This is a genomic window from Streptomyces sp. GESEQ-4 (genome assembly GCF_017948455.1).
In the GTDB taxonomy this organism is placed as follows: domain Bacteria; phylum Actinomycetota; class Actinomycetes; order Streptomycetales; family Streptomycetaceae; genus Streptomyces.
The window spans coordinates 506,301-528,193 of record NZ_JAFFSU010000001.1 but is presented as its reverse complement, the minus strand read 5'-3'; the positions used below and the strand labels follow the sequence as shown (position 1 = coordinate 528,193).

The window sequence follows — 21,893 nt, the reverse complement described above, 5'->3', positions numbered from 1 at the left end:
GCGGGCATTCGGTCAGCGGGCCGACAGGCTGGAGCGGCGTACTACCAGTTCCGGCTGGAGTACGACTCGGCGGTGCTCGTGTCGTCGCGGGCCGGTGCTTTCCGCGTCGGTTTCCTCCAGGAGGAGTTCGGCGGCGAGGGCGCCCATGGTGACGGCGGGCTGGCGGACCGAGGTGAGGGGGACGGCGGCGGCTGCGGCGAACTCGATGTCGTCGTAGCCGACGATCGCGAGGTCGTCGGGGACGCCGACACCGGCCGCGAACATGGCTTGGAGGACGCCGAGGGCGAGCAGGTCGTTGGCGCAGAAGACGGCGGTGGGGCGGTCGGCGAGGCCGAGGAGGCGGGCGCCGGCGTCGCGGCCGGCGGCGACGTCGAGCCGCTCGGTGGGCAGTTCGCGCAGGGCGCCAGGACCGAGACCCGCCTCGGTGAGCGCGTTGAGCGCGCCGGTGCGACGGTCGCGCACCTGGTTGAGGCCGGGCGGCCCGCTGACGTACGCGATGGAGCGGTGCCCGGCGTCCACGAGATGGCGTACGGCCAGCGCGCCGCCCGCGACGTCGTCCACGGAGACCGAGCACTCGGTGGTGCCCTCGGCGACACGGTCGACCAGCACGAAGGGGATGCCGTGGCGGCGGAACGCGTCGATGTTGCGGCCGCTGGCGTCGGTGGGCGTCAACAGGACGCCGCGAACGCGTTGCTCGGCGAAGAGCGACAGATAGTCGGCCTCCTCACCCGCGCTCTGCGCGCTGTTGCAGACCATCACGCCGAGCCCGGCCTGGCGCGCGGCCCGCTCGGCGCCGCGCGCGACGTCGACGAAGAAGGGGTTGCCCATGTCGAGGACGAGCAGGCCCATGATCCGGCTGCGGCCCGCGCGCAGTTGGCGCGCGGACTCGCTGCGGACGTAGCCGAGCCGGTCGATCGCGGACAGCACCCGGGCACGGGTCTCCGTGGCGACGGAGTCCGGGCGGTTGATCACGTTCGACACCGTGCCGACGGAGACTCCGGCGGCGCGGGCGACGTCCTTGATACCCACCGACTGGGCCATCAGGCAGGGACCTCCAGATAAACGAGGGGCGGCGGGAAGGTCTTCACATTACCGTCATGCCGCCCCACCAGTGGTGCGGTGGTGCGTCGGTCACGCGGGGAGCCGGAAGTCGACGACTCGGAGCGCCGAGGGCGTCGTACCGCTGGACTTCTCCTGGTACATCACCGACAGCACGTTGTCCTGCGCGATACGCGTCTCGTCGATCACGACCTCACCGAAGGCGTTGAGCCCGGCGCCGTCGAACAGAATCCTCCAGTCGGTGTGTCCGGAGGCCGCGGAGGCTCCGGCGATCCGGCCGAACGGGAAGATCGCGTAAGTGTTGTTGTACTTGTCCATGACCAGCTTGGTGCGCTGACTGGAGTTCAGCGGGACCGGGATCTCGGTCTTCTGCCAGGGGCCGGAGGCGCTCTTGCGGACGAGGAAGGCACGTCCGTTGGCGGTGCGGTTGGCGACATAGTTCGTGGTGCACTGGCCGAAGCGGCCGGGTACGTAGCTGATGATGGCGTGCGGGCGGCCGGCCGAGTCGATGAACTGGCTCTCCTGGTTCATCAGGGAGTGGTCCGGGTTGAGCGGGTCCACGACCAGTCCGGCATCGGTGACGGAAACCCTGTCGGCGCTGCCGGAGCTTCCGGTGGTGCCGACCACCGTGCCCGCGTTGTTGCGCCACGTGCGGCCACGGTCGTCGGAGTAGACATAGCCGGTGTCGTGGTTGGTGATGCCGCCGCTGTTGCACATCACGGCGTTGTTCTGCTCGCGCCAGGTGAACATGGCGTGCAGGCGCCCGTTGCGGTCGTAGTCGATGCCGTGCAGGTACATGTTGCGGGCCGTGCTGGAGCCGTGCTCGCTGGTGTAGGTGCCGGTGGAGCTGGTCCACTCGCCGAGGTTGGTCCAGCGCGTGCCGTCGTACTCCGCGAGGGCGTTGCGGCCGTTGCCGGAGATCGCCACGCGGTAGCTCAGTTGGAGCCTGCCCTCGGGGGTGGAGATGAACTGCGGATACGTGAACTGCGAGGTGAGCGCCACCCCGTCGAGGGTGGACTGGGGTGCCCCGAAGCGGCTCGCGGTCCAGCTGAGACCGGCCGGGTTGTCCAGAAGCCCGGCGGCCGACTTGACGTAGGTGAAGCCGTCGCTGTGGGAGTCCATGTTGAGGTGCAGCCGGCCGTCGGTCCTGGAGACGCCCATGGAGATGACGTTGTGGGAGTCGTTGTAGCGGAGTGTGTGGCCGACATTGACCGTGGACCAGGTGGCGGCGCCGAGTGCGCGGCGGCCGACGACGGCGTTGCGGTCGGCGGTGTACCAGACGGCGTACTGGTAGCCCTTGTAGGTCAGCAGGCCGTTCTTCTGGAAGGAGTTGTTGTTGACCAGGCCGTCGTAGGAGACGAAGAAGATGGCCCGGGTGTCGAGGGTGGTGGTGCCGGTCCGGGTGACGGAGGGGCCGGGGTCGGCGGCCCTCGCGGTGCCGGCGCCGAGGCCGGGTCCGGCGACGGAGGCCAGCAGGGCCGTACCGAGCAAGGCACGTCTTCTCATAACAGCGACTCCGGCTCAGGCTAGGTGGAAGACTTCGGTGAGGGGTTGCATCGCTTCGTCGGGTCGGGCGCCGTCCAGGGACTCGAAGAACGGCGCCATCTCCGCCTGCCAACGGGCGTTGACCTCGGCGGCCTCCATGCCGGCCTGGGCGGCGGCGAAGTCCTCGGTCTCCAAGTAGCCGACCAGCAGGCCGTCTTCACGCAGGAAGAGCGAGTAGTTGTGCCAGCCGGTGGCCGAGAGTGCGTCGAGCATCTCCGGCCACACGGCGGTGTGCCGCTCGCGGTACTCGTCGAGGCGGTCCGCCCGGACCTTCAGCAGAAAGCACACGCGCTGCATCAACACCCCTTTGGATGTCAGAAGTTGAACTGGTCGATGTTCTTGGCGTCGAAGACGGTCGGCTTCCCGAGGCTGATCACGCCGTCCTTGCCGATGGTGTACTCGCCCATGTCACCGGCCTTGAACGTCTCGCCTTCCTTGCCGGTGATCTGTCCCGACACCAGCGCCACGGCCGTACGGGCGGCCAGCTCGCCCAGCTTCGCCGGGTCCCACAGCTCGAACGCCTCGACGGTGCCGTTCTTGACGTACTTGCGCATGTCGTTCGGGGTGCCGAGGCCGGTCAGCTTGACCTTGCCCTTGTACTTGGAGCCCGACAGGTACTGGGCCGCCGCCTTGATGCCGACGGTGGTCGGGGAGATGATCCCCTTCAGGTTCGGGTACTCCTGGAGCAGCCCCTGGGTCTGCTGGAAGGACGCCTGCGCGTCGTCGTTGCCGTACGCGACCTTCACCAGCTTCATGTTCTTGTACTTGGGATCCTTGAGCTCGTCCTTCATGAACTCGATCCAGGTGTTCTGGTTGGTCGCGGTCTGCGCGGCGGACAGGATCGCGATCTCGCCCTTGTAGCCGATCTGTTCGGCGAGCAGCTGCACCTCGGTCCGGCCCAGGTCCTCGGCGGACGCCTGCGAGACGAAGGCGTTGCGGCAGTCCGCCTTGGTGTCGGAGTCGTACGTCACGACCTTGATGTCGTTCTTCATGGCCTGCTTGAGCGCCGTGCACAGCGCGCCCGGGTCCTGCGCGGAGACGGCCATCGCGTCGACCTGCTGCTGGGTGAGCGTGTTGACGTAACTCACCTGCCCGGCGGTGTCCGTCGCGCTGCTCGGACCGACCTCCTTGTAGCTGGACCCCAGCTCCTTCAGAGCCGCCTCGCCACCCTTGTCGGCCGAGGTGAAGTACGGGTTGTTGACCTGCTTGGGCAGGAACCCGACGGTCAGCCCCTTCTTCAGCTCGGCATTCGGGTCGGCCTTACCGGCGGTGGCAGCGGAGCCGTCCTCATTGGCGACGTCCTTCTTGGTGGTACCTCCGCAAGCGGTGAGGGCAAGAGCGAGCGAGGTGGCGGCGGCGAGTGCCGCACAGGTACGGCGGACGGATGACTTACGCATGACGGTTTCCTTCAAACGAGGGTGAGTGGAAGCGCCCCGACAGGGGCGCGGGGAACTGCGCGACCAGCCACAGAGGACAGTCAGCCGGAAGATTGAGCACGCACAACGGCGATCTGCCGAGCAACCCGAGGCCCGAGCACGGAAAGAACAAGCAGCACACCGGTGACGAGAATCTGCGTCTGCGCGGAAATGTCCTGAAGACTCATCACGTTCTGCAGCGCACCCAGCAGGAAGACACCGGCGATCGCACCGCCCAACGTCCCCTTGCCACCGTCGAAGTCGATGCCACCGAGCAACACGGCAGCGACAACCGACAGCTCAAGCCCCGTGGCGTTGTCATACCGAGCGGACGCGTAATGCAGTGCCCAGAAGATCCCGGTCAGCGAAGCCATCAGCCCCGTCACCGTGAACAGGATCAGCTTCTGCCGCTTGACCCGGACGCCGGCAAACCGCGCCGCCTCCTCACTCGCCCCGGTCGCGAAGACCGACCGCCCGAACGGGGTGGCGTGCAGAACGATCACGCCGATCGCGAGAAGCACCAGGAACGGCAGGAAGGCGTACGGGATGAACGTGTCGCCGATGCGTCCGGACGCGAAGTCCAGGTACTGCGTGGGGAAGTCGGTCACCGCGTCGGAGCCGAGCACGATCTGTGCGATACCCCGGTAGGCGGCGAGGGTGCCGATGGTGACGGCGAGGGAGGGCAGCCCGAGCCGGGTGACGAGCAGACCGTTGATGAGGCCGCAGACCACGCCGAGCAGCAGACAGATCGGGATGATCGTTTCGATCGTCATGCCCTCGTTCCACAGCGCGCCCATGACGGCGCCCGAGAGACCGGCGGTGGAGGCGACCGAGAGATCGATCTCCCCCGAAACGACCAGGAGGGTCATCGGCAGGGCGATCAAGGCGATCGGAAGGGTGTTGCCGATCAGGAACGACAGGTTGAGAGCGTTTCCGAAACCGTCGACCGTGCCGAAAGAAAGCAGCAGCACGACGATCAGAAGCGCGCCGACGACCGTGTCCCAGCGGACCGCGCGCGTCAAGGACTCAGGCATGGCGGGCGTTCCTCTTCTTCAGGGCCGAGGCCACGCGCAGCGCGACGACCCGGTCGACCGCGATGGCGAGGATGAGCAGGATGCCGTTGATGGCGAGCACCCACACGGAGCTGACACCGAGGGCGGGCAGCACGCTGTTGATGGAGGTCAGCAGCAACGCGCCGAGCGCGGCGCCGTACACGCTGCCGGAGCCGCCGGTGAAGACGACACCGCCGACCACCACCGCGCTGACGACGGTGAGTTCGTAGCCGTTACCCGTGCCGGAGTCGACGTTGCCGAAGCGGGCCAGGTACATCGCGCCCGCGAGACCCGCGAGGGCGCCGCAGAAGGTGTACGCGGCCAGGATCCGCTTGCGGACCGGGATGCCGGCGAGCCGGGCGGCCTCGGGGTTGGAGCCGAGCGCGTACAGCTCGCGTCCGCTGCCGTAGTGCTTGAGGTAGTACGCCGTCGCCACCAGGACCGCCAGCGCGATCAGCGCCAGCCACGGCACCGCCCAGATGCCGCCGGAGCCGAAGTCGACGAAGCCGTCCGGGAGGTCGGCGGCCGTGATCTGACGGGAGCCGACCCAGATCGAGTCGATGCCCCGGATGATGTAGAGCGTGCCGAGGGTGACGACGAGGGCGGGCACCTGGCCGAGGCTGACGAGCAGGCCGTTCAGCAGGCCGAAGCCGATGCCGAGCAGGACGGCGAGGAGGACGGCCACGACGGAGTTGCCGCCGTTTTGGAGGTAGGTCCCGGCCGCGAAGGCGCTGATGCCGAGCGTCGAGCCGACCGAGAGGTCGACGTTGCGGGTGATGACGACCAGGGACTGGCCGGTGGCGACCAGCACCAGGATGGTCGCGTTGAGCAGCAGGTCCTTGATGCCCTGCTCGCTCAGGAACTCGCTGTTGCCCAGCTGGGTGATGACGATCATCACCAGGAACACGACCAGGATGGCCAGTTCCCGCATCTTGAAGACACGGTCGACCAGCCGGGTGCCGCTGGACTTGGACACCTCGGTCACGGGAGCCGGGTCGGTGGTCACCGTCATGCGGCGGCCCTCCCCGTGGCTGCGGCCATCACGGTTTCCTCGGTGGCGTCGGAGCGCGGGATCTCGGCGGTGAGCCGGCCTTCGTGCATCACCAGCACGCGGTCGGCCATACCGAGGATCTCGGGCAGGTCGGAGGAGATCATCAGGACGGCCACCCCGTCGGCGGCCAGTTCGCTGAGCAGCCGGTGGACCTCGGCCTTCGTGCCGACGTCGATGCCGCGGGTGGGCTCGTCGACGATCAGCACCTTGGGGCCGGTGGCCAGCCACTTGGCGAGGACGACTTTCTGCTGGTTGCCGCCCGAGAGGGTGTTCACGGTGTCGGCGATCCGGGCGTACTTGACCTGGAGCTTGACCGCCCAGTCGAGTGAGCGGCTGCGCTCGGCCCCGCGGTCCATGAGGCCCGCCCTGACAGTCGTACGGAGTCCGGTGAGGCCGATGTTCCGCTCGATGGACATGTCCATCACCAGGCCCTGAGCGCGCCGGTCCTCGGGGACGAGGGCCAGCCCGGCGGCCATGGCGGCCGAGGGGGCTCCGTTGGTCAGCTTCCGCCCCTGCACCTCGACCTCGCCGGCGTCCCAGCGGTCGATGCCGAAGACCGCGCGGGCGACCTCCGTACGACCGGCGCCGACGAGCCCCGCGAGGCCGACGATCTCGCCGGTGCGGACCTCGAAGGAGACGTCGGTGAAGACGCCCTCACGGGTCAGCCGCCGGACACTCAGGGCGACCTCACCGGGCCGGACGTCCTGCTTCGGGTACAGCTCGTCGAGGTCGCGGCCGACCATGCGGCGGACGAGGTCGTCCTCGGTCATGCCGTCCAGCGGCTCGCTGGCGATCCAGGCGCCGTCGCGCAGCGTGGTCACCGTCTGGCAGATCTGGAAGATCTCCTCCAGCCGGTGCGAGATGAACAGCACGGCGGCACCCTGTTCGCGCAGGGTGCGTACGACGCCGAAGAGACGGGCCACCTCGCTGCCGGTGAGGGCGGCGGTCGGCTCGTCCATGATCAGGACGCGGGCGTCGAAGGAGAGCGCCTTGGCGATCTCGACGATCTGCTGGTCCGCGATGGACAGGCCACGGGCAGGGCGGTCGGGGTCGAGTTCGACGCCCAGGCGTTGCATCAGCGCGGCGGTGGCCGCGTGCGTGGCCTTGTGGTCGATCCGGCCGAGGGTGCGCCGTGGACGGCGGCCCATGAAGATGTTCTCGGCGATCGACAGGTCGGGGAAGAGCGTGGGCTCCTGGTAGATCACGGCGATACCGGCGTCGCGGGCGTCGCCGGGGCCGTGGAAGACGACGGGCTCACCGTCGAGCAGCACCTGGCCGGCGTCCGGCCGGTGCACTCCGGCGAGCGTCTTGATGAGGGTCGACTTGCCGGCGCCGTTCTCACCGGCGAGTGCGTGCGCCTCGCCGGGGAACAACTCCAGGGAGACGTCCCGCAGAGCGCGCACGGCGCCGAAGGACTTGGAAACGTCCTTCAGTGCCAGCACCGGGGCCGGACCCGTGTCGGACGGGTGGGTCATTGGGGGCTCCTCGACGACACCGGCGGGACTGGCCTCACCGCGTCGTGAAAGGTTTCAACTGGGTTGCCGGGACGTTAGGCACCGGAGCCATGTCACGTCAATGGGTCTGTGTCGAAAAAATTTCGATAGCCGAAGGTCACGGACCAGTCACGGACATCGGGGTTGGTCAGAGGGGTTGACACCCCTTCGGAGGCGCCATAGCTTCCCGTTCTGAATCGTTTCATGCGACAGTCATTCCAGCAGTCGTTGCCGCAGTTGTTACGACCCGATGCCACAGGAGTCCTGAAGTGACCGAACTCGCCGCGGTGAAGGCCGCCCTGAAGACCCAGGCCGTCGAGACGCCGTCGTGGGCGTACGGGAACTCGGGTACGCGGTTCAAGGTGTTCGCGCAGCGAGGCGTGCCACGGACGCCTCAGGAGAAGCTGGACGACGCGGCCCAGGTGCACGCGTTCACCGGTGTCGCGCCGACCGTCGCCCTGCACATTCCGTGGGACAGGGTCGACGACTACGCGGCGCTGGCGAAGTACGCCGAGGAGCGCGGCGTGAAGCTGGGCGCGATCAACTCCAATACCTTCCAGGACGACGACTACAAGCTCGGCAGCATCTGCCATCCGGAGGCGGTGGTGCGGCGCAAGGCCGTCGATCACTTGCTGGAGTGCGTCGACATCATGGACGCGACGGGCTCCGCCGATCTGAAGCTGTGGTTCGCAGACGGTACGAACTATCCCGGGCAGGATGATCTACGGGAGCGGCAGGACCGGCTGGCCGAGGGGCTGTCCGAGGTGTACGGGCGACTCGGTGAGGGGCAGCGGATGCTGCTGGAGTACAAGTTCTTCGAGCCTGCCTTCTATTCGACCGATGTGCCGGACTGGGGCACGGCGTATGCGCACTGCCTCAAGTTGGGGCCGAAGGCTCAGGTGGTCGTTGACACCGGTCATCATGCGCCGGGTACGAACATCGAGTTCATCGTGGCGACGCTGCTGCGGGAGGGGAAGCTCGGGGGGTTCGACTTCAACTCGCGCTTCTATGCGGACGACGATCTGATGGTGGGGGCGGCTGATCCGTTCCAGTTGTTCCGGATCATGTATGAGGTGGTGCGTGGGGGTGGGTTCACGTCCGACGTGGCCTTCATGCTCGATCAGTGTCACAACATCGAGGCGAAGATTCCGGCGATCATCCGGTCGGTGATGAATGTGCAGGAGGCCACGGCGAAGGCGCTGCTGGTGGATCGGTCGGCGTTGGCTGCGGCGCAGGCGTCGGGTGACGTCCTGGAGGCGAATGCCGTGCTGATGGATGCGTATAACACTGACGTGCGGCCGTTGCTTCGTGAAGTGCGCGAGGAGATGGGGTTGGACGGGGACCCGATGGCTGCGTATCGACGGTCCGGGTGGGCCGAGAAGATTGTCGCTGAGCGAGTTGGTGGGGAGCAGGCCGGTTGGGGCGCGTAAGCGTCTGCCGGGTTCTGTTTGTTGCGGGGTGCGGGTCCGTTGTGGCTGGTCGCGCAGTTCCCCGCGCCCCTAGGTAAGTGCACTCGCCCTCTCTCAAGTAAGGACTGACCGTTCATGGCACCGCACCCCGAAGCCGTCTCCCTCCTCGCCCGGTCCAATCGGCTCGGCGCTGATCCTCGTAACACCAACTACGCCGGCGGGAACACGTCCGCCAAGGGGACCGACACGGATCCCGTCACCGGTGGTGATGTGGAGCTGATGTGGGTCAAGGGGTCCGGGGGTGACCTCGGGACTCTCAAGGAGGCCGGGCTGGCCGTGTTGCGGCTGGATCGGATGCGGGCGCTCGTCGAGGTGTATCCGGGGGTCGAGCGCGAGGACGAGATGGTGGCCGCGTTCGACTACTGCCTGCATGGCAAGGGTGGGGCGGCTCCGTCGATCGACACGGCGATGCACGGGCTGGTCGAGGCCGCGCATGTGGATCATCTGCATCCGGACTCCGGTATCGCGCTCGCCTGTGCCGTCGACGGGGAGAAGCTGACCGCCGAGTGTTTCGGGGACAGCGTGGTGTGGGTGCCGTGGCGGCGGCCGGGATTCCAGCTCGGGCTGGACATCGCGGCCGTGAAGAAGGCCAACCCGCAGGCCATCGGGTGCATTCTCGGCGGGCACGGGATCACCGCCTGGGGTGACACCTCCGAGGAGTGCGAGCGGAACTCGCTGCACATCATCCGTACCGCCGAGGCGTTTCTCGAGGAGCGCGGGAAGGCCGAGCCCTTCGGGCCGGTCATCGAGGGGTACGCCGCCCTCAGCGCCGGCGAGCGGCGGGAGCGGGCGGCCGCGCTGGCGCCTCATGTGCGTGCCCTCGCGTCCCAGGACCGCCCTCAGGTGGGCCACTTCAACGACTCCGAGGTCGTCCTCGACTTCCTCGCGTCCGCCGAGCATCCTCGGCTCGCCGTTCTCGGTACGTCCTGCCCCGATCACTTCCTGCGCACGAAGGTACGGCCGCTGGTTCTCGACCTGCCGCCGACCGCGCCGCTGGACGAGGCGATCGCACGGCTGAAGGAGCTGCACGCCGCCTACCGCGAGGAGTACGCCGCCTACTACCAGCGGCACGCCCTGCCCGACTCCCCCGCCATGCGCGGCGCGGACCCGGCGATCGTGCTGGTTCCCGGGGTCGGCATGTTCAGCTTCGGCAAGGACAAGCAGACCGCGCGGGTGGCCGGTGAGTTCTATGTCAACGCCATCAATGTGATGCGCGGGGCCGAGGCCGTGTCGACTTACGCGCCGATCGAGGAGTCCGAGAAGTTCCGTATCGAGTATTGGGCGCTCGAGGAGGCCAAGCTTCAGCGGATGCCGAAGCCCAAGGCGCTGGCGACGCGGGTCGCGCTGGTGACCGGGGCGGGCAGTGGGATCGGGAAGGCGATCGCCGGGCGGCTGGTGGCCGAGGGGGCGTGTGTCGTCGTCGCGGATCTCAATGCCGAGAACGCGGCTGCCGTCGCCGAGGAGCTGGGCGGGCCCGACAAGGCCGTCGCCGTGACGGTGGATGTGACGTCCGAGGAGCAGATCGCCGATGCCTTCAAGGCGGCCGTGCTCGCCTTCGGCGGGGTCGATCTGGTGGTCAACAACGCGGGTATCTCCATCTCCAAGCCGCTGCTCGAGACTTCGGTGAAGGACTGGGACCTGCAGCACGACATCATGGCCCGGGGGTCGTTCCTCGTCTCGCGCGAGGCGGCGCGGGTGATGATCGCGCAGGGGCTGGGCGGCGACGTCGTGTACATCGCCTCCAAGAATGCCGTCTTCGCCGGGCCGAACAACATCGCGTACTCCGCCACCAAGGCCGATCAGGCACACCAAGTGCGGCTGCTGGCCGCCGAGTTGGGTGAGCACGGAATCCGGGTCAACGGGGTCAATCCCGATGGCGTGGTGCGTGGGTCCGGGATCTTCGCCGGTGGCTGGGGTGCGCAGCGGGCGGCCGTGTACGGGGTGGAGGAGGCGAAGTTGGGTGAGTTCTACGCGCAGCGGACCATCCTCAAGCGCGAGGTGCTGCCCGAGCATGTCGCGAACGCCGTGTTCGCGCTGACCGGTGGGGAGTTGACGCACACCACCGGGCTGCATGTCCCGGTCGACGCCGGCGTCGCGGCCGCGTTCCTGCGATGAGCACGGCCGTGAAGTCGTACGCCGCGGTCGACCTCGGCGCGTCCAGCGGGCGCGTCATGGTCGGCCGCGTCGGGCCCGACTCGCTGGAGCTGACGGAGGCGCACCGGTTCGTGAACCGGCCGGTGCGGGTGCCGGAGGGGCTGCGGTGGGATGTGCTCGGGCTGTACGCCGGGGTGCTGGACGGGCTCAGGGCGGCGGGGCAGGTGGACTCCGTCGGCATCGACAGCTGGGCCGTGGACTACGGGCTGCTGGACGCCGACGGGGCGCTGCTCGGGAACCCCGTGCACTACCGGGACGGGCGGACCGAGGGCATCGCGGAGAAGGTGTGGGCGACGGTGCCCGCCCCCGAGCTGTATGCGGCGACGGGACTGCAGTACGCGCCCTTCAACACGCTGTACCAGCTGGTCGCCGCCCGTTCCACCCAGCAACTGACGTACGCCAAGCGCCTGTTGCTCGTCCCGGATCTGCTCGCCTACTGGCTCACCGGCGAGCAGGGCACCGAGCTGACCAACGCCTCGACGACCCAGCTGATCGATCCCCGGACGCGGGAGTGGTCGTACGACGTCGCCGCCCGGCTCGGGATCGACCTCGGCCTGTTCGCGCCGCTCAGACAGCCCGGGGATCCGGCGGGCGTGCTGCGGCCCGAGGTGCTGGAGGAGACCGGGCTGACCGGGCCGGTGCCGGTGACGACGGTCGGCTCGCACGACACGGCGTCGGCGGTTGCCGCTGTACCGGCGGAGGGTGAGCGGTTCGCGTACATCTGCACCGGCACCTGGTCCCTGGCGGGCCTGGAGCTGGACGCGCCCGTGTTGAGCGAGGCGAGCCGCGCCGCCAACTTCACCAATGAGCTGGGGCTGGACGGCACGGTCCGGTATCTGCGCAACATCATGGGACTGTGGCTGCTCCAGGAGTGCGTACGGGCCTGGGGTGAGCCGGAGTTGGGCGGGCTGCTGCTCGACGCGGCCAAGGCGCCGGCGCTGCGGTCGGTCGTGGACGCGGGCGACTCCGCGTTCCTCGCGCCGGGGCGAATGCCGGAGCGGATCGCCGAGGCGTGCCGGGTCTCGGGGCAGCCGGTGCCCGAGTCGCCCGCCGAGATCACGCGCTGCATCCTGGACTCCCTCGCGCTCGCCCATCGCCGGGCGGTCGAGGAGGCGCAGCGGCTGGCCGGGCACCCGGTCGACGTCGTGCACATCGTGGGCGGCGGCACCCGCAACGCGCTGCTGTGCCAGCTCACCGCCGACGCCTGCGGACTGCCGGTCGTGGCGGGCCCGACGGAGGCCGCCGCCCTCGGGAACGTCCTGGTCCAGGCGCGGGCCCACGGGCTCGTCGGCGACCTCGCGGGAATGCGGCGCCTGCTCACCCGTACGCAACCGCTCACCCGATACGAGCCGCGCGGCGACATCGCGCGCTGGCGCGAGGCGGAGGCCCGGCTCACCCGGCGGTGACCGGGGACTCCCCCACGTCCTGATGCCGGACTACGCTGCACTCATCCGATGATCAACCACAAGGAGCCGCGATGCGTGTCGCCCTGTTCCTGACCTGTGTCAACGACACGCTCTATCCGGACACCGGCCGCGCCGTGGTGAAACTGCTGACCAGGCTGGGCGTCGACGTCGACTTCCCGATGGCCCAGACCTGCTGCGGGCAGGCGCACTACAACACCGGCTACCGGCATGAGGCGGAGCCGCTCGCCCGGCATTTCTCCGATGTCTTCGGGGAGTACGAGGCGATCGTGACCCCGTCCGGGTCGTGCGGGGCGATGGTGCGGGAGCTGTATCCGCGGATGGGCGAGCGGGCGCGGGCCGAGGGGCGCGGGGACACACTCGCGGCCACGTTGGCACCGGTGGTCCCGAAGACGTACGAGCTCACGGAGTTCCTGGTGGACGTCCTCGGGGTGACGGACGTCGGCGCGTACTACCCGCACAAGGTGACCTACCACCCGACCTGCCACGGGCTGCGCAGCCTGGGCCTGGGGGACAGGCCGCGGCGGCTGCTCCAGGCCGTCAAGGGGCTGGAGCTGGCCGAGCTGCCGGGTGCCGACGAGTGCTGCGGATTCGGCGGCACCTTCGCGCTGAAGAACTCCGACGTCTCGGCGGCGATGGGCGCGGACAAGGTACGCAACGCCGAGTCGACGGGCGCCGAGGTGCTGTGCGCGGCCGACAACTCCTGCCTCATGCACATCGGCGGGACGATGACCCGGATCGGCACCGGTATGAGGCCGGTCCACATCGCGGAGATCCTGGCGAGCACGGAAGAGGAGCCGGCGGAATGAGCGGGCGTACCGGAGAGGAGCCGCGCGCATGAGCGGGACGTTCGTAGGGATGCCGGCCTTCCCGAAGGCCGCGCACGAGGCGGTGCACAACCAGACGCTGCGCGGCAATCTGCGGCACGCCACCCACACCATCCGCGCCAAGCGCGAGAAGGCGGTCGCCGAGGTCTCCGACTGGGCGGCGCTGCGTGAGGCGGGCAAGCAGATCAAGGACCACACGCTCCGCCATCTCGACCGCTATCTCGAGCAGTTGGAGGAGTCGGTCACGGCAGCGGGCGGTACGGTCCACTGGGCGGCCGACGCCGACGAGGCCAACCGGATCGTGACGCGACTGGTCAAGGAGACCGGCGAGTCGGAGGTCGTCAAGGTCAAGTCGATGGCCACGCAGGAGATCGGGCTCAACGAGGCGCTGGAGGAGGAGGGGATCAGCGCATACGAGACCGATCTCGCCGAGTTGATCGTGCAGTTGGGCAAGGACCGGCCCTCGCACATCCTCGTCCCGGCGATCCACCGCAACCGTGGCGAGATCCGGGACATCTTCGCCCGCGAGATGAGCGAGTGGGGCCGCCCCGCACCCGACGGCCTCACCGACACACCCGCCGAACTCGCCGAGGCCGCCCGCCTGCACCTCCGCGAGAAGTTCCTGCGCGCCAAGGTCGGCGTCTCCGGCGCCAACTTCATGGTCGCCGAGACCGGCACGATGGTCGTCGTGGAGTCCGAGGGCAACGGGCGGATGTGCCTGACCCTGCCCGAGACGCTGATCTCGGTCGTCGGCATCGAGAAGATCGTGCCGACCTGGCAGGACCTGGAGGTGTTCCTGCAGACGCTGCCGCGTTCGTCGACGGCGGAGCGCATGAACCCGTACACGAGCATGTGGACCGGCACGACGGACTCCGAGAGCGCCGACGGGCCGCACACCTTCCACCTGGTACTCCTCGACAACGGTCGCACCGACACCCTCGCCGACGAGGTCGGCCGCCAGGCCCTGCGCTGCATCCGCTGCTCGGCGTGTCTCAACGTGTGCCCGGTGTACGAGCGGGCCGGCGGCCACGCCTACGGCTCGGTCTATCCGGGCCCGATCGGCGCCATCCTCAGCCCTCAACTCCGGGGTACGGACAGCGAGATCGACGCCTCGCTGCCGTACGCCTCGTCGCTGTGCGGTGCCTGCTACGAGGTGTGCCCCGTCGCGATCGACATCCCCGAGGTGCTGGTGCATCTGCGGGAGCGGGTCGTGGAGGGCGGCCAGGTGACGCGGGCCGGCAACAAGGTGGTGCTGAAGCCGGCCAAGGGGCACGCTGCCGAACGGGCCGCCATGCGCGCGACACGCTGGGCGTTCGCCCGCCCGGGCGCCCTGCGCACCGGCCAGCGGCTCGCCTCCCGCACCCGGCGGTTGCATCCGCGCTCGCTTCCGGGTCCCGGCAAGGCGTGGAGCGAGACCCGGGCCCTGCCCGCACTGCCGTCCGAGCCGTTCCGGGACTGGTGGCAGCGCACGCGGGGCGGCAGCGGAAAGGGCGGTGCGAAGTGAGCAGCAGGGAGCGGATCCTGGGCCGGGTGCAGCGCGCGCTCGCGGACGTACCGCCCGACGACACGCCGTACGACCAGGCGATCTCGCGCGCCTATCTGAGCGAGCACGGGAACCGGAGTGTCGAGGGGACGGTGGATCTGCTCGCCGAGAACCTGGCGGACTATCGGGCGATCGTGCACCGCACGGACGGTGCGGGACTCGCCGGAGTGATCGCGGGGTTGCTCGACGCACGGGGTTCGGCGTCCGTCGTCGTGCCGCCGGGGCTGGACGAAGAGTGGCTGGCGGCGACCGAGGTGGTCCGGGTGCCGGACCGGGCGGAGAGCACGTCGTACGAACTGGACCAGGTCGACAGTGTGGTGACCGGCTGCGCGGTAGCCATCGCCGAGACCGGCACGATCGTCCTGGACGGCTCCCCCGACCAGGGCCGCCGCCGGATCACCCTCGTCCCCGACCACCACATCTGTGTCGTACGGGTTCCCGGCCAGGTCGTGTCGTCCGTGCCGCAGGCTCTGCCACGCCTCGACCCGACACGCCCGCTGACCTGGATCTCCGGTCCCTCCGCGACCAGCGACATCGAACTCGACCGGGTCGAGGGGGTGCACGGGCCGCGCACCCTGGAGGTGATCCTGGTGAGCGGGGAGTGATCGGCGCGGCGGTATCAGGCGTCAGCTGTATTTCATCGGGCAGCCGCGTCTCAGGGAGTGGCGGGCGGCGCTCAGATACAGCGCCACGTAGAAGGCCGTGTCCAGGTCCTTGGCCCATGGGCTGGGGCGGGCTGCGGCCGTCTCCTGCGCTGGTCCGTCCAGGAACCACGACGTGAGTTCCAGGTTGCCATTCGTGGCGGGTATCTCGGGCGGGAGGCCTATGACCGTTGCCAGTTGTTCCGCGAGGGCGAGCACCTGGGGTGCGCCGGCGAGCGTGGTCTCGTCGGTGTAGGAGGACTCGACGGGCAGTCGGATCTCGTCGTCGAGCGAGATGGGCACCAGGACGGTCCAGCCCAGGAGCCGTTCCTCTGCCTCCCGTGACAGGTGGGTCCGGCACAGCGCACTGAAGCCGTCCATGGGTGGAACGAGTTTCTCCTCGAATGCCGACGTCTCGGGCACCGACTCGTACGGCGGCAGTCCGCGCCGACGCAGCTCCTCGTTGAGCCCGGCGGCGGCCGCGCCCAGTCCCCCCTCCTCCTCATCCTCGTCGAACCACTCCTGCGCACCGACCCCGACCAGGTAGATCCCCATGACCGCCAACGTACAACGCACCACTGACAGGGTGTTGCCGAGTACACCCTCCAATACGGGTTCTGCGCCCCATGTGGTCCGGCCTCCGTCTCCGTAGCGTCTTGGGCATGGCACAGGGCGTGCCGGAGTGAGGGTGATGACGAAATGTTTCGCACAGGTTCGCGACGTATGCACGACAAGGGACCCGCCGCCGAGGCACTGCGGCTGGTCAAGGTCACCAAGACCTACGGCTCCGACGACAGCGCAGTGACCGCCCTGGACGGGGTCACGCTCAGCCTCGGGCGGGGCACGTTCACGGCCGTGATGGGGCCGTCGGGCTCGGGGAAGTCGACGCTGCTGCAGTGCGCGGCCGGTCTGGACCGGCCCGACAGCGGCATCGTGATGGTCGACGGGGCGGAGATGACGGGTGGCACGGAGGCGGAGCTGACGAAGTTCCGGCGCCGTCGGATCGGGTTCGTGTTCCAGCAGTACAACCTGCTGGAGACGCTGACCGTCGCGCAGAACACGGTGCTGCCGCTGAAGCTCGCCGGGCAGCGCGTGGACCGGCGGCGGGCCCGGGAGGTGCTGGCCTCCGTGGGGCTCGGCGACCGGCTCGGGCACCGTCCCGACCAGCTCTCCGGCGGTCAGCGGCAGCGGGTGGCAATCGCCCGCGCGCTGGTGACCGAACCCCGGGTGGTCTTCGCGGACGAGCCGACGGGCGCCCTGGACACGCGCAGCGCACGGGAGGTGCTGCTGCTGCTTCAGGAGGCGGTGCGGGTGCATGGCCGGACCGTGGTGATGGTGACGCACGACCCGGTCGCCGCCTCGTACGCCGACTCGGTGCTGTTCCTCGCGGACGGCCGGCTGGCCGGCCGGATGGACGCGCCCACGCCCGACGCGGTCGCCGAGCGGCTGGCCCACCTGGGCGACGACGCGCTGCAGGGGGTGTGAGCGATGTTCATGCTGGCCATGCGGTCCATCCGGCAGCGGCCCGGACGCTTCCTCGCGACCTTGCTGTCCGCCTTCCTCGGCGCGGCGATCATCATGACGTTCAACTCGATGCACGACACCGCCGGGCAGCCCGGCATCGACTCGACCAGCTCCGAGACGCTGAGCCTCTCGGCGAGCGTCGTCGGCGGCTACGGCACCCTGCTGGTGTTCTTCGCCATCGCCTCGGCGCTGACGGTCAACGTCCGCCAGCGGGCGGCCGAGCTGGAGCTGCTGCGCTGCTCGGGGGCGACTCCGGCGCAGATCAAGCGGATGGTCGTCGGTGAGGCGGTGGCCGTGGCCCTGGTGGGCGCGGCACTGGCGATCGGCCCGGCGATGCTGGGTGGGCAGTTGCTGCTGGACGTGTTCCAGGACAGCGGCCAGGTCGCCGGGTCCGTCGACCACTCCTTCGGGCCGGTCGCGCTGATGTCGGGCATCGACATCACGCTGCTCGCGGCGGCGGGCGCCGCGTTCCTCGCCGTACGGCGGGCGACGCACCGGCGCGAACGGCGGGACGGGAAGCGGAAGTTCTTCGCGTACGCCGCTCTGGTCGCCGGCGCTGTGGCGGTGACGTCCACCTTCGCGATGTCGGCGACGGACGAGGCGCTGATGGCGCCTGCGGCGTACGGCGCGATCCTGCTGTCGGTGGGTTTCGCGCTGCTGGCGGCACGGCTGCTGAAGGGCATGCTGGACCGGCTGTCGCTGTCGGGGGCGAGCGGCTGGCTGGCCGTGCGCAACCTGCGTGAGCGGGCGGAGCATCTCGCCGGGATCCTGATGTCGCTGATCCTGTTCACGGCGGTGTCCACGGCGACGCTCACCATGCAGGCGGTGGAGAGCGACACGGTCGAGAAGCTGGGGATCGTCAAGGACGTCGACGCCAAGACGCTGGAGACCCTGAACTTCACGGTCGTCGGCATCATCGTCGCGTTCGTCTGCGTGATGCTCATCAACTCGCTGTACGCGGCGACGACCTACCGGGCCCGGGAGTTCGGGCAGCAGCGGCTGGCCGGGGCGACTCCGGGTCAGGTGCTCGGTGTGGTGGGCGCCGAGGGGCTGGTCCTCACGGTGACCGGTGTCTTCTTCGGCACGGTGGCGGCGCTGGCGGGGATCGTCCCGTTCGCCGTCGTCCGCTCGGACGAGGCGCTGCCCGGCCAGTTCTTCGGCATCTGGCTCACGGTCGTCGCGATCGCGGCGGCGGTGACGATGGGGACGAGCCTGGCCACGACCCGGCGGGTGCTGCGCACTCCGGCGGTCGAGGCGGTGGGGCTCGCGGCCTGAGCGAGGGGACTCGGTAAGGGGCGGTCGCCTCGGCGGCCGCCCCTTACGCCTGTGCGACCCCGGCCGCGTCCAGCGGCGCGGTCACGGTGGCTGCGGCCAGCGCGTCCAGCGTCTCGACCCGGGCGCGATAGGCCGTCGCTCGTCTGCCGGGCCGTCGTGGCTGGTCGCGCAGTTCCCCGCGCCCCTTCGGGGCGCTGCCGAACCGCCAGCCGACTTCAACCGGGCCGCATAGGAGGCGTTCAGCTCGACCATCCCCCGTACTCGGGCTGCGTCAGCGCCGATCTCGCACCCGGACCGGAGCAGAAACCGATCGGTCTCACGGTCGGGAATCGCGTGACAGGCGCCCTGAACGAGCGCTTAGATAGCGGCAGGAGTCCACACCGAGCGGGAGGCCCCGTTGTTCACATCCGTCGACGAAGTTACCGCCCGCCTCGCCGAGACCGGCTATCTCGCCTCCCCCGCGGTCGCCACCACCGTCTTCCTCGCCGACCGTCTCGGCAAGCCGCTCCTGGTGGAGGGCCCCGCCGGCGTCGGCAAGACGGAACTCGCCAAGGCCGTCGCCACGATCGCCGGAGCGGAGCTCATACGGCTGCAGTGCTACGAAGGCGTCGACGAGTCCCGCGCGCTGTACGAGTGGAACCACGCCAAGCAGTTGCTGCGCATCACCGCGGGCCGCGACGAGACGTGGGACGAGACGCGCACCGACATCTTCAGCGAGGAGTTCCTGCTCCCCCGCCCGCTGCTGACGGCCATCCGCGGGGACACCCCGAAGGTCCTGCTGATCGACGAGACCGACAAGGCTGACGTCGAGGTGGAGGGCCTGCTGCTCGAAGTGCTGAGCGACTTCCAGGTTACCGTCCCCGAACTGGGCACGGTCACGGCCACGCGCCGCCCCTTCGTCGTCCTCACCTCGAACGCGAGCCGCGAGCTGTCCGAGGCGCTGCGCCGCCGCTGCCTGTTCCTCCATATCGGCTTCCCCGACGAGGAGTTGGAGCGCCGGATCGTACGGCTGAAGGTGCCGGACCTCGACGAGGCGCTGGCCGCGTCGGTGGTGCGCGTCGTCGGGGCGCTGCGGGCGATGGACCTGCGCAAGGTGCCCTCGGTCGCCGAGACCGTCGACTGGGCGCGCACGTTGCTGGCGCTGGGCGCCGACACGCTCGACGAGACGGTCGTACAGGCCAGTCTGGGGGTGCTCCTCAAGCACCAGGACGACGTGCTGAAGGCGGCGGCCAAGCTCGATCTGGACGCCGTGTGACCGCGGCGGCGTCGGATGTCGCGGCGCGGCTGACGGACTTCGTCGCCGCGCTCCGTGCGCACGGCATCCGCATCGGCACCGGGGAGACCGTGGACGCCGGCCGGGCGGTGGCGGCGCTGGGCCTGGCGGACCGTGAGCGACTGCGCGAGGGACTGGCCGCGACGCTGCTGCACGGCCCGGGGCAGCGGCCGGTGTTCGACCCGGTCTTCGACCTGTACTTCCCGCGGGGCGTGGGGGCGCCGGAGGAGCGGTCCGCGGACCGGGACGATCTGCGGGACCGGCTCGCGAAAGCCCTGACCGCCAACGACGCCGCGTTGATGGGCCGGTTGGCGGGTGAGGCCGTTGACGGCTTCGGCGGATACGGGAGTTCACCGGCGTCGGACGGCTGGTCGTCGTACCAGACGCTCGACCGGCTCCGCCCGCAGACGCTGCTGGCCCGGGTCCGCGACGACATCCGGGGGCAGGGCGGCACTTCGGGGTTCGCGGACCGGCTCCTCGACGACGAGATCCGGCGGCGGATCGAGGCGTTCCGGGCGATGGTGGCCACGGAGGCGCGGCGCCGGGTCGCCGAGCGGCGCGGGCGGGACGAGATCGCCCGGCGTGCGGTGGCCCCGACCGCCGACCGGGTCGACTTCCTGTACGCCGGGCGGGACCGGGTGGCCGAGCTGCGCAGGACGGTGCAGCCGCTTGCCCGGAAGCTCGCCACACGGCTGGCGGCACGCCGGCGCCGTGCCGCGCGGGGCACGATCGACCTGCGCCGGACGCTGCGCGGCTCGCTGTCGACGGGCGGGGTGCCGATGCGGCCCGTGCTGCGCCGGCGCCGTCCGGCCCGGCCCGAACTGGTGCTGCTGTGCGATGTGTCGGGCTCCGTGTCCGGCTTCTCGGACTTCACGATGCTGCTGGTGCAGGCGCTGCACGACCAGTTCAGCAAGGTGCGGGTGTTCGCCTTCGTCAACCGGATCGACGAGGTGACCGGGTTGCTCCGGCACGGCGTCGCCGACCCCCAGGGGCTCGGCGCCCGCATCCAGACGGAGGCCACGCTCACTCGCTGGCACGGCAGCAGCGACTACGGCGCCGCGCTGGGCGAGTTCGCGGAGCGCTACGCCGACGCGCTGGGCCCGCGTACGACCGTGTTCGTCCTCGGCGACGCCCGCACCAACATGAGCGACCCGAACCTGCCCGCCGTACGGGACATCGCCGAACGGGCCCGCCGCGTCTACTGGTTGAACCCTGAGCCGCGCACGCTGTGGGGCACCGGCGACTCGGCCGCACCCGAATACGCCGGTGTCATCGGAATGCACGAGTGCCGCAACGCCCGGCAGCTCGGCGACCTGATCGCCCGCCTGCTGCCGGTGTGATCAGGCGGCGAGCTGCGGATAGAGCGCCGCGAGGTCTGCGGACAGGCCCGCCTTGACCTGCCGGGAGATGTCGTCCGCCAGCACCTCGTAGGCACCGGCCGCGATACCGTCGAGGGCCTGCGCCGCCACGCTCTCCGGCGTGGACTTCGGCTCGTCGATCTGCGCCGTCATGTCCGTGTCGACATAGCCGACGTGAAGCCCGGTGACCTCGATGCCGCGCGGCTTGAGGTCGAGGCGCAGGGAGTTGGTCTGCGACCAGAGGGCGGCCTTCGAGGCGCTGTAGGAGCCGGCGAGACCGATCCACGACAGCGCCGAGTGCACGTTGAGGATGTGGCCGCCGCCGTTGCGCTCGATGACCGGCACGAAGGCGCGGGTGACGAGGAGCGGTCCGTAGAAGTTCGTCTCAAACTCGCGGCGGACGTCGTCGACGGGTGAGGCGAGGAAGTTGGCGTTCACGCTCGCGCCCGCGTTGTTGATCAGCAGGGTGACGTCCTGCGCCTGCTCGGCGGCGGCCGCGACGGACGCCGGGTCGCCGACCTCGAGTGCCAGCGGCACGGCATCGGGGTGGGTGACGGTCCGCGGGTCGCGGGCGGTAGCGTACACCTTCTTGGCGCCGCGCTCGTACAGCGCCGCGACCAGGGCACGGCCGATACCGCGGCTGCCGCCGGTGACCAGGGCGACGGAACCTTCGATGGTTGTCATGGGAAGCTCCACACTCTTCGCAGCAAGGCAAGACAAGGCAAGGACGGAAAACCGATCGTTTTCCATGGGGACACGAGCAGCGTAAACCGATCGGTTTTTCAGAGCA

19 protein-coding genes are annotated in these 21,893 nt (G+C 69.7%); 10 read left to right on the top strand and 9 right to left on the bottom strand.

Going from position 1 to position 21,893, the window contains the following annotated elements; all coding sequences use genetic code 11:
* Positions 1-12: 12 nt before the first annotated feature.
* From KCH48_RS02325 to KCH48_RS02295, 7 genes are all read right to left on the bottom strand, one after another.
* Positions 13-1,041, bottom strand: a complete 1,029-nt coding sequence (locus KCH48_RS02325; protein ID WP_210569861.1) for a LacI family DNA-binding transcriptional regulator — start codon at positions 1,039-1,041, stop codon at positions 13-15.
* Positions 1,042-1,131: 90 nt separating this feature from the next.
* On the bottom strand, positions 1,132-2,565 hold the full coding sequence (locus tag KCH48_RS02320) for a BNR repeat-containing protein (RefSeq protein WP_210569859.1): 1,434 nt from the start codon (positions 2,563-2,565) through the stop codon (positions 1,132-1,134).
* Positions 2,566-2,580: 15 nt separating this feature from the next.
* Entirely contained in the window at positions 2,581-2,901 is a 321-nt protein-coding gene (locus KCH48_RS02315; RefSeq protein ID WP_210569857.1) for an L-rhamnose mutarotase, read from the bottom strand.
* A 17-nt stretch (positions 2,902-2,918) separates the two neighbouring features.
* Positions 2,919-4,001, bottom strand: coding sequence for a rhamnose ABC transporter substrate-binding protein (gene rhaS, locus KCH48_RS02310; RefSeq protein ID WP_210569856.1), 1,083 nt, complete (start codon positions 3,999-4,001; stop codon positions 2,919-2,921).
* A gap of 80 nt (positions 4,002-4,081) precedes the next feature.
* Positions 4,082-5,053: an ABC transporter permease gene (locus KCH48_RS02305; protein ID WP_210569854.1), complete on the bottom strand. Its 972-nt coding sequence runs from the start codon at positions 5,051-5,053 to the stop codon at positions 4,082-4,084.
* Positions 5,046-6,083, bottom strand: coding sequence for an ABC transporter permease (locus KCH48_RS02300; RefSeq protein WP_210569852.1), 1,038 nt, complete (start codon positions 6,081-6,083; stop codon positions 5,046-5,048). Before KCH48_RS02300 ends, KCH48_RS02305 begins: the two co-directional genes overlap by 8 nt.
* Complete coding sequence (locus tag KCH48_RS02295) at positions 6,080-7,597, bottom strand: sugar ABC transporter ATP-binding protein (RefSeq protein WP_210569850.1); 1,518 nt, start codon at positions 7,595-7,597, stop codon at positions 6,080-6,082. The genes KCH48_RS02300 and KCH48_RS02295 overlap by 4 nt, the downstream gene beginning before the upstream one ends.
* 287 nt (positions 7,598-7,884) lie before the next feature.
* Between KCH48_RS02295 and rhaI the strand changes: the two genes are divergently transcribed.
* The 6 genes from rhaI (at position 7,885) to KCH48_RS02265 (ending at position 15,637) form a co-directional block, all read left to right on the top strand.
* The gene (gene rhaI, locus KCH48_RS02290; RefSeq protein WP_210569849.1) at positions 7,885-9,045 is read left to right on the top strand and encodes an L-rhamnose isomerase; all 1,161 of its coding nucleotides are present in this window, start codon (positions 7,885-7,887) and stop codon (positions 9,043-9,045) included.
* A gap of 114 nt (positions 9,046-9,159) precedes the next feature.
* Entirely contained in the window at positions 9,160-11,199 is a 2,040-nt protein-coding gene (locus tag KCH48_RS02285; RefSeq protein WP_210569848.1) for a bifunctional aldolase/short-chain dehydrogenase, read from the top strand.
* The gene (locus KCH48_RS02280; protein WP_210569847.1) at positions 11,196-12,644 is read left to right on the top strand and encodes a rhamnulokinase family protein; all 1,449 of its coding nucleotides are present in this window, start codon (positions 11,196-11,198) and stop codon (positions 12,642-12,644) included. The genes KCH48_RS02285 and KCH48_RS02280 overlap by 4 nt, the downstream gene beginning before the upstream one ends.
* A gap of 71 nt (positions 12,645-12,715) precedes the next feature.
* Positions 12,716-13,471 carry a (Fe-S)-binding protein gene (locus KCH48_RS02275; RefSeq protein WP_210569845.1) on the top strand — a complete coding sequence of 252 codons (756 nt, stop codon included), beginning with the start codon at positions 12,716-12,718 and terminating at the stop codon, positions 13,469-13,471.
* 28 nt (positions 13,472-13,499) lie between these two features.
* Positions 13,500-14,993, top strand: a complete 1,494-nt coding sequence (locus KCH48_RS02270; protein ID WP_210569843.1) for a LutB/LldF family L-lactate oxidation iron-sulfur protein — start codon at positions 13,500-13,502, stop codon at positions 14,991-14,993.
* A complete protein-coding gene (locus KCH48_RS02265; protein WP_210569841.1) occupies positions 14,990-15,637 on the top strand; it encodes a lactate utilization protein C in 648 nt (215 codons plus the stop codon). The genes KCH48_RS02270 and KCH48_RS02265 overlap by 4 nt, the downstream gene beginning before the upstream one ends.
* A 21-nt stretch (positions 15,638-15,658) precedes the next feature.
* Here KCH48_RS02265 and KCH48_RS02260 read toward each other — a convergent pair whose 3' ends face one another.
* Positions 15,659-16,228 (bottom strand): hypothetical protein, encoded by a 570-nt coding sequence (locus KCH48_RS02260; RefSeq protein ID WP_210569836.1) that lies wholly within the window; start codon positions 16,226-16,228, stop codon positions 15,659-15,661.
* A gap of 144 nt (positions 16,229-16,372) precedes the next feature.
* On the opposite strand from KCH48_RS02260, the gene KCH48_RS02255 reads away from it, so the two are divergent.
* The 4 genes from KCH48_RS02255 (at position 16,373) to KCH48_RS02240 (ending at position 21,085) form a co-directional block, all read left to right on the top strand.
* The gene (locus KCH48_RS02255; protein ID WP_210569834.1) at positions 16,373-17,158 is read left to right on the top strand and encodes an ABC transporter ATP-binding protein; all 786 of its coding nucleotides are present in this window, start codon (positions 16,373-16,375) and stop codon (positions 17,156-17,158) included.
* 3 nt (positions 17,159-17,161) lie between these two features.
* Positions 17,162-18,472, top strand: a complete 1,311-nt coding sequence (locus KCH48_RS02250; RefSeq protein ID WP_210569832.1) for an FtsX-like permease family protein — start codon at positions 17,162-17,164, stop codon at positions 18,470-18,472.
* Between the two features lie 397 nt (positions 18,473-18,869).
* Complete coding sequence (locus KCH48_RS02245; protein WP_210569830.1) at positions 18,870-19,727, top strand: MoxR family ATPase; 858 nt, start codon at positions 18,870-18,872, stop codon at positions 19,725-19,727.
* Positions 19,724-21,085, top strand: a complete 1,362-nt coding sequence (locus KCH48_RS02240) for a VWA domain-containing protein (RefSeq protein WP_210569828.1) — start codon at positions 19,724-19,726, stop codon at positions 21,083-21,085. The genes KCH48_RS02245 and KCH48_RS02240 overlap by 4 nt, the downstream gene beginning before the upstream one ends.
* Here KCH48_RS02240 and KCH48_RS02235 read toward each other — a convergent pair whose 3' ends face one another.
* Positions 21,086-21,787, bottom strand: coding sequence for an SDR family oxidoreductase (locus KCH48_RS02235; protein WP_210569826.1), 702 nt, complete (start codon positions 21,785-21,787; stop codon positions 21,086-21,088).
* Positions 21,788-21,893: the final 106 nt, after the last annotated feature.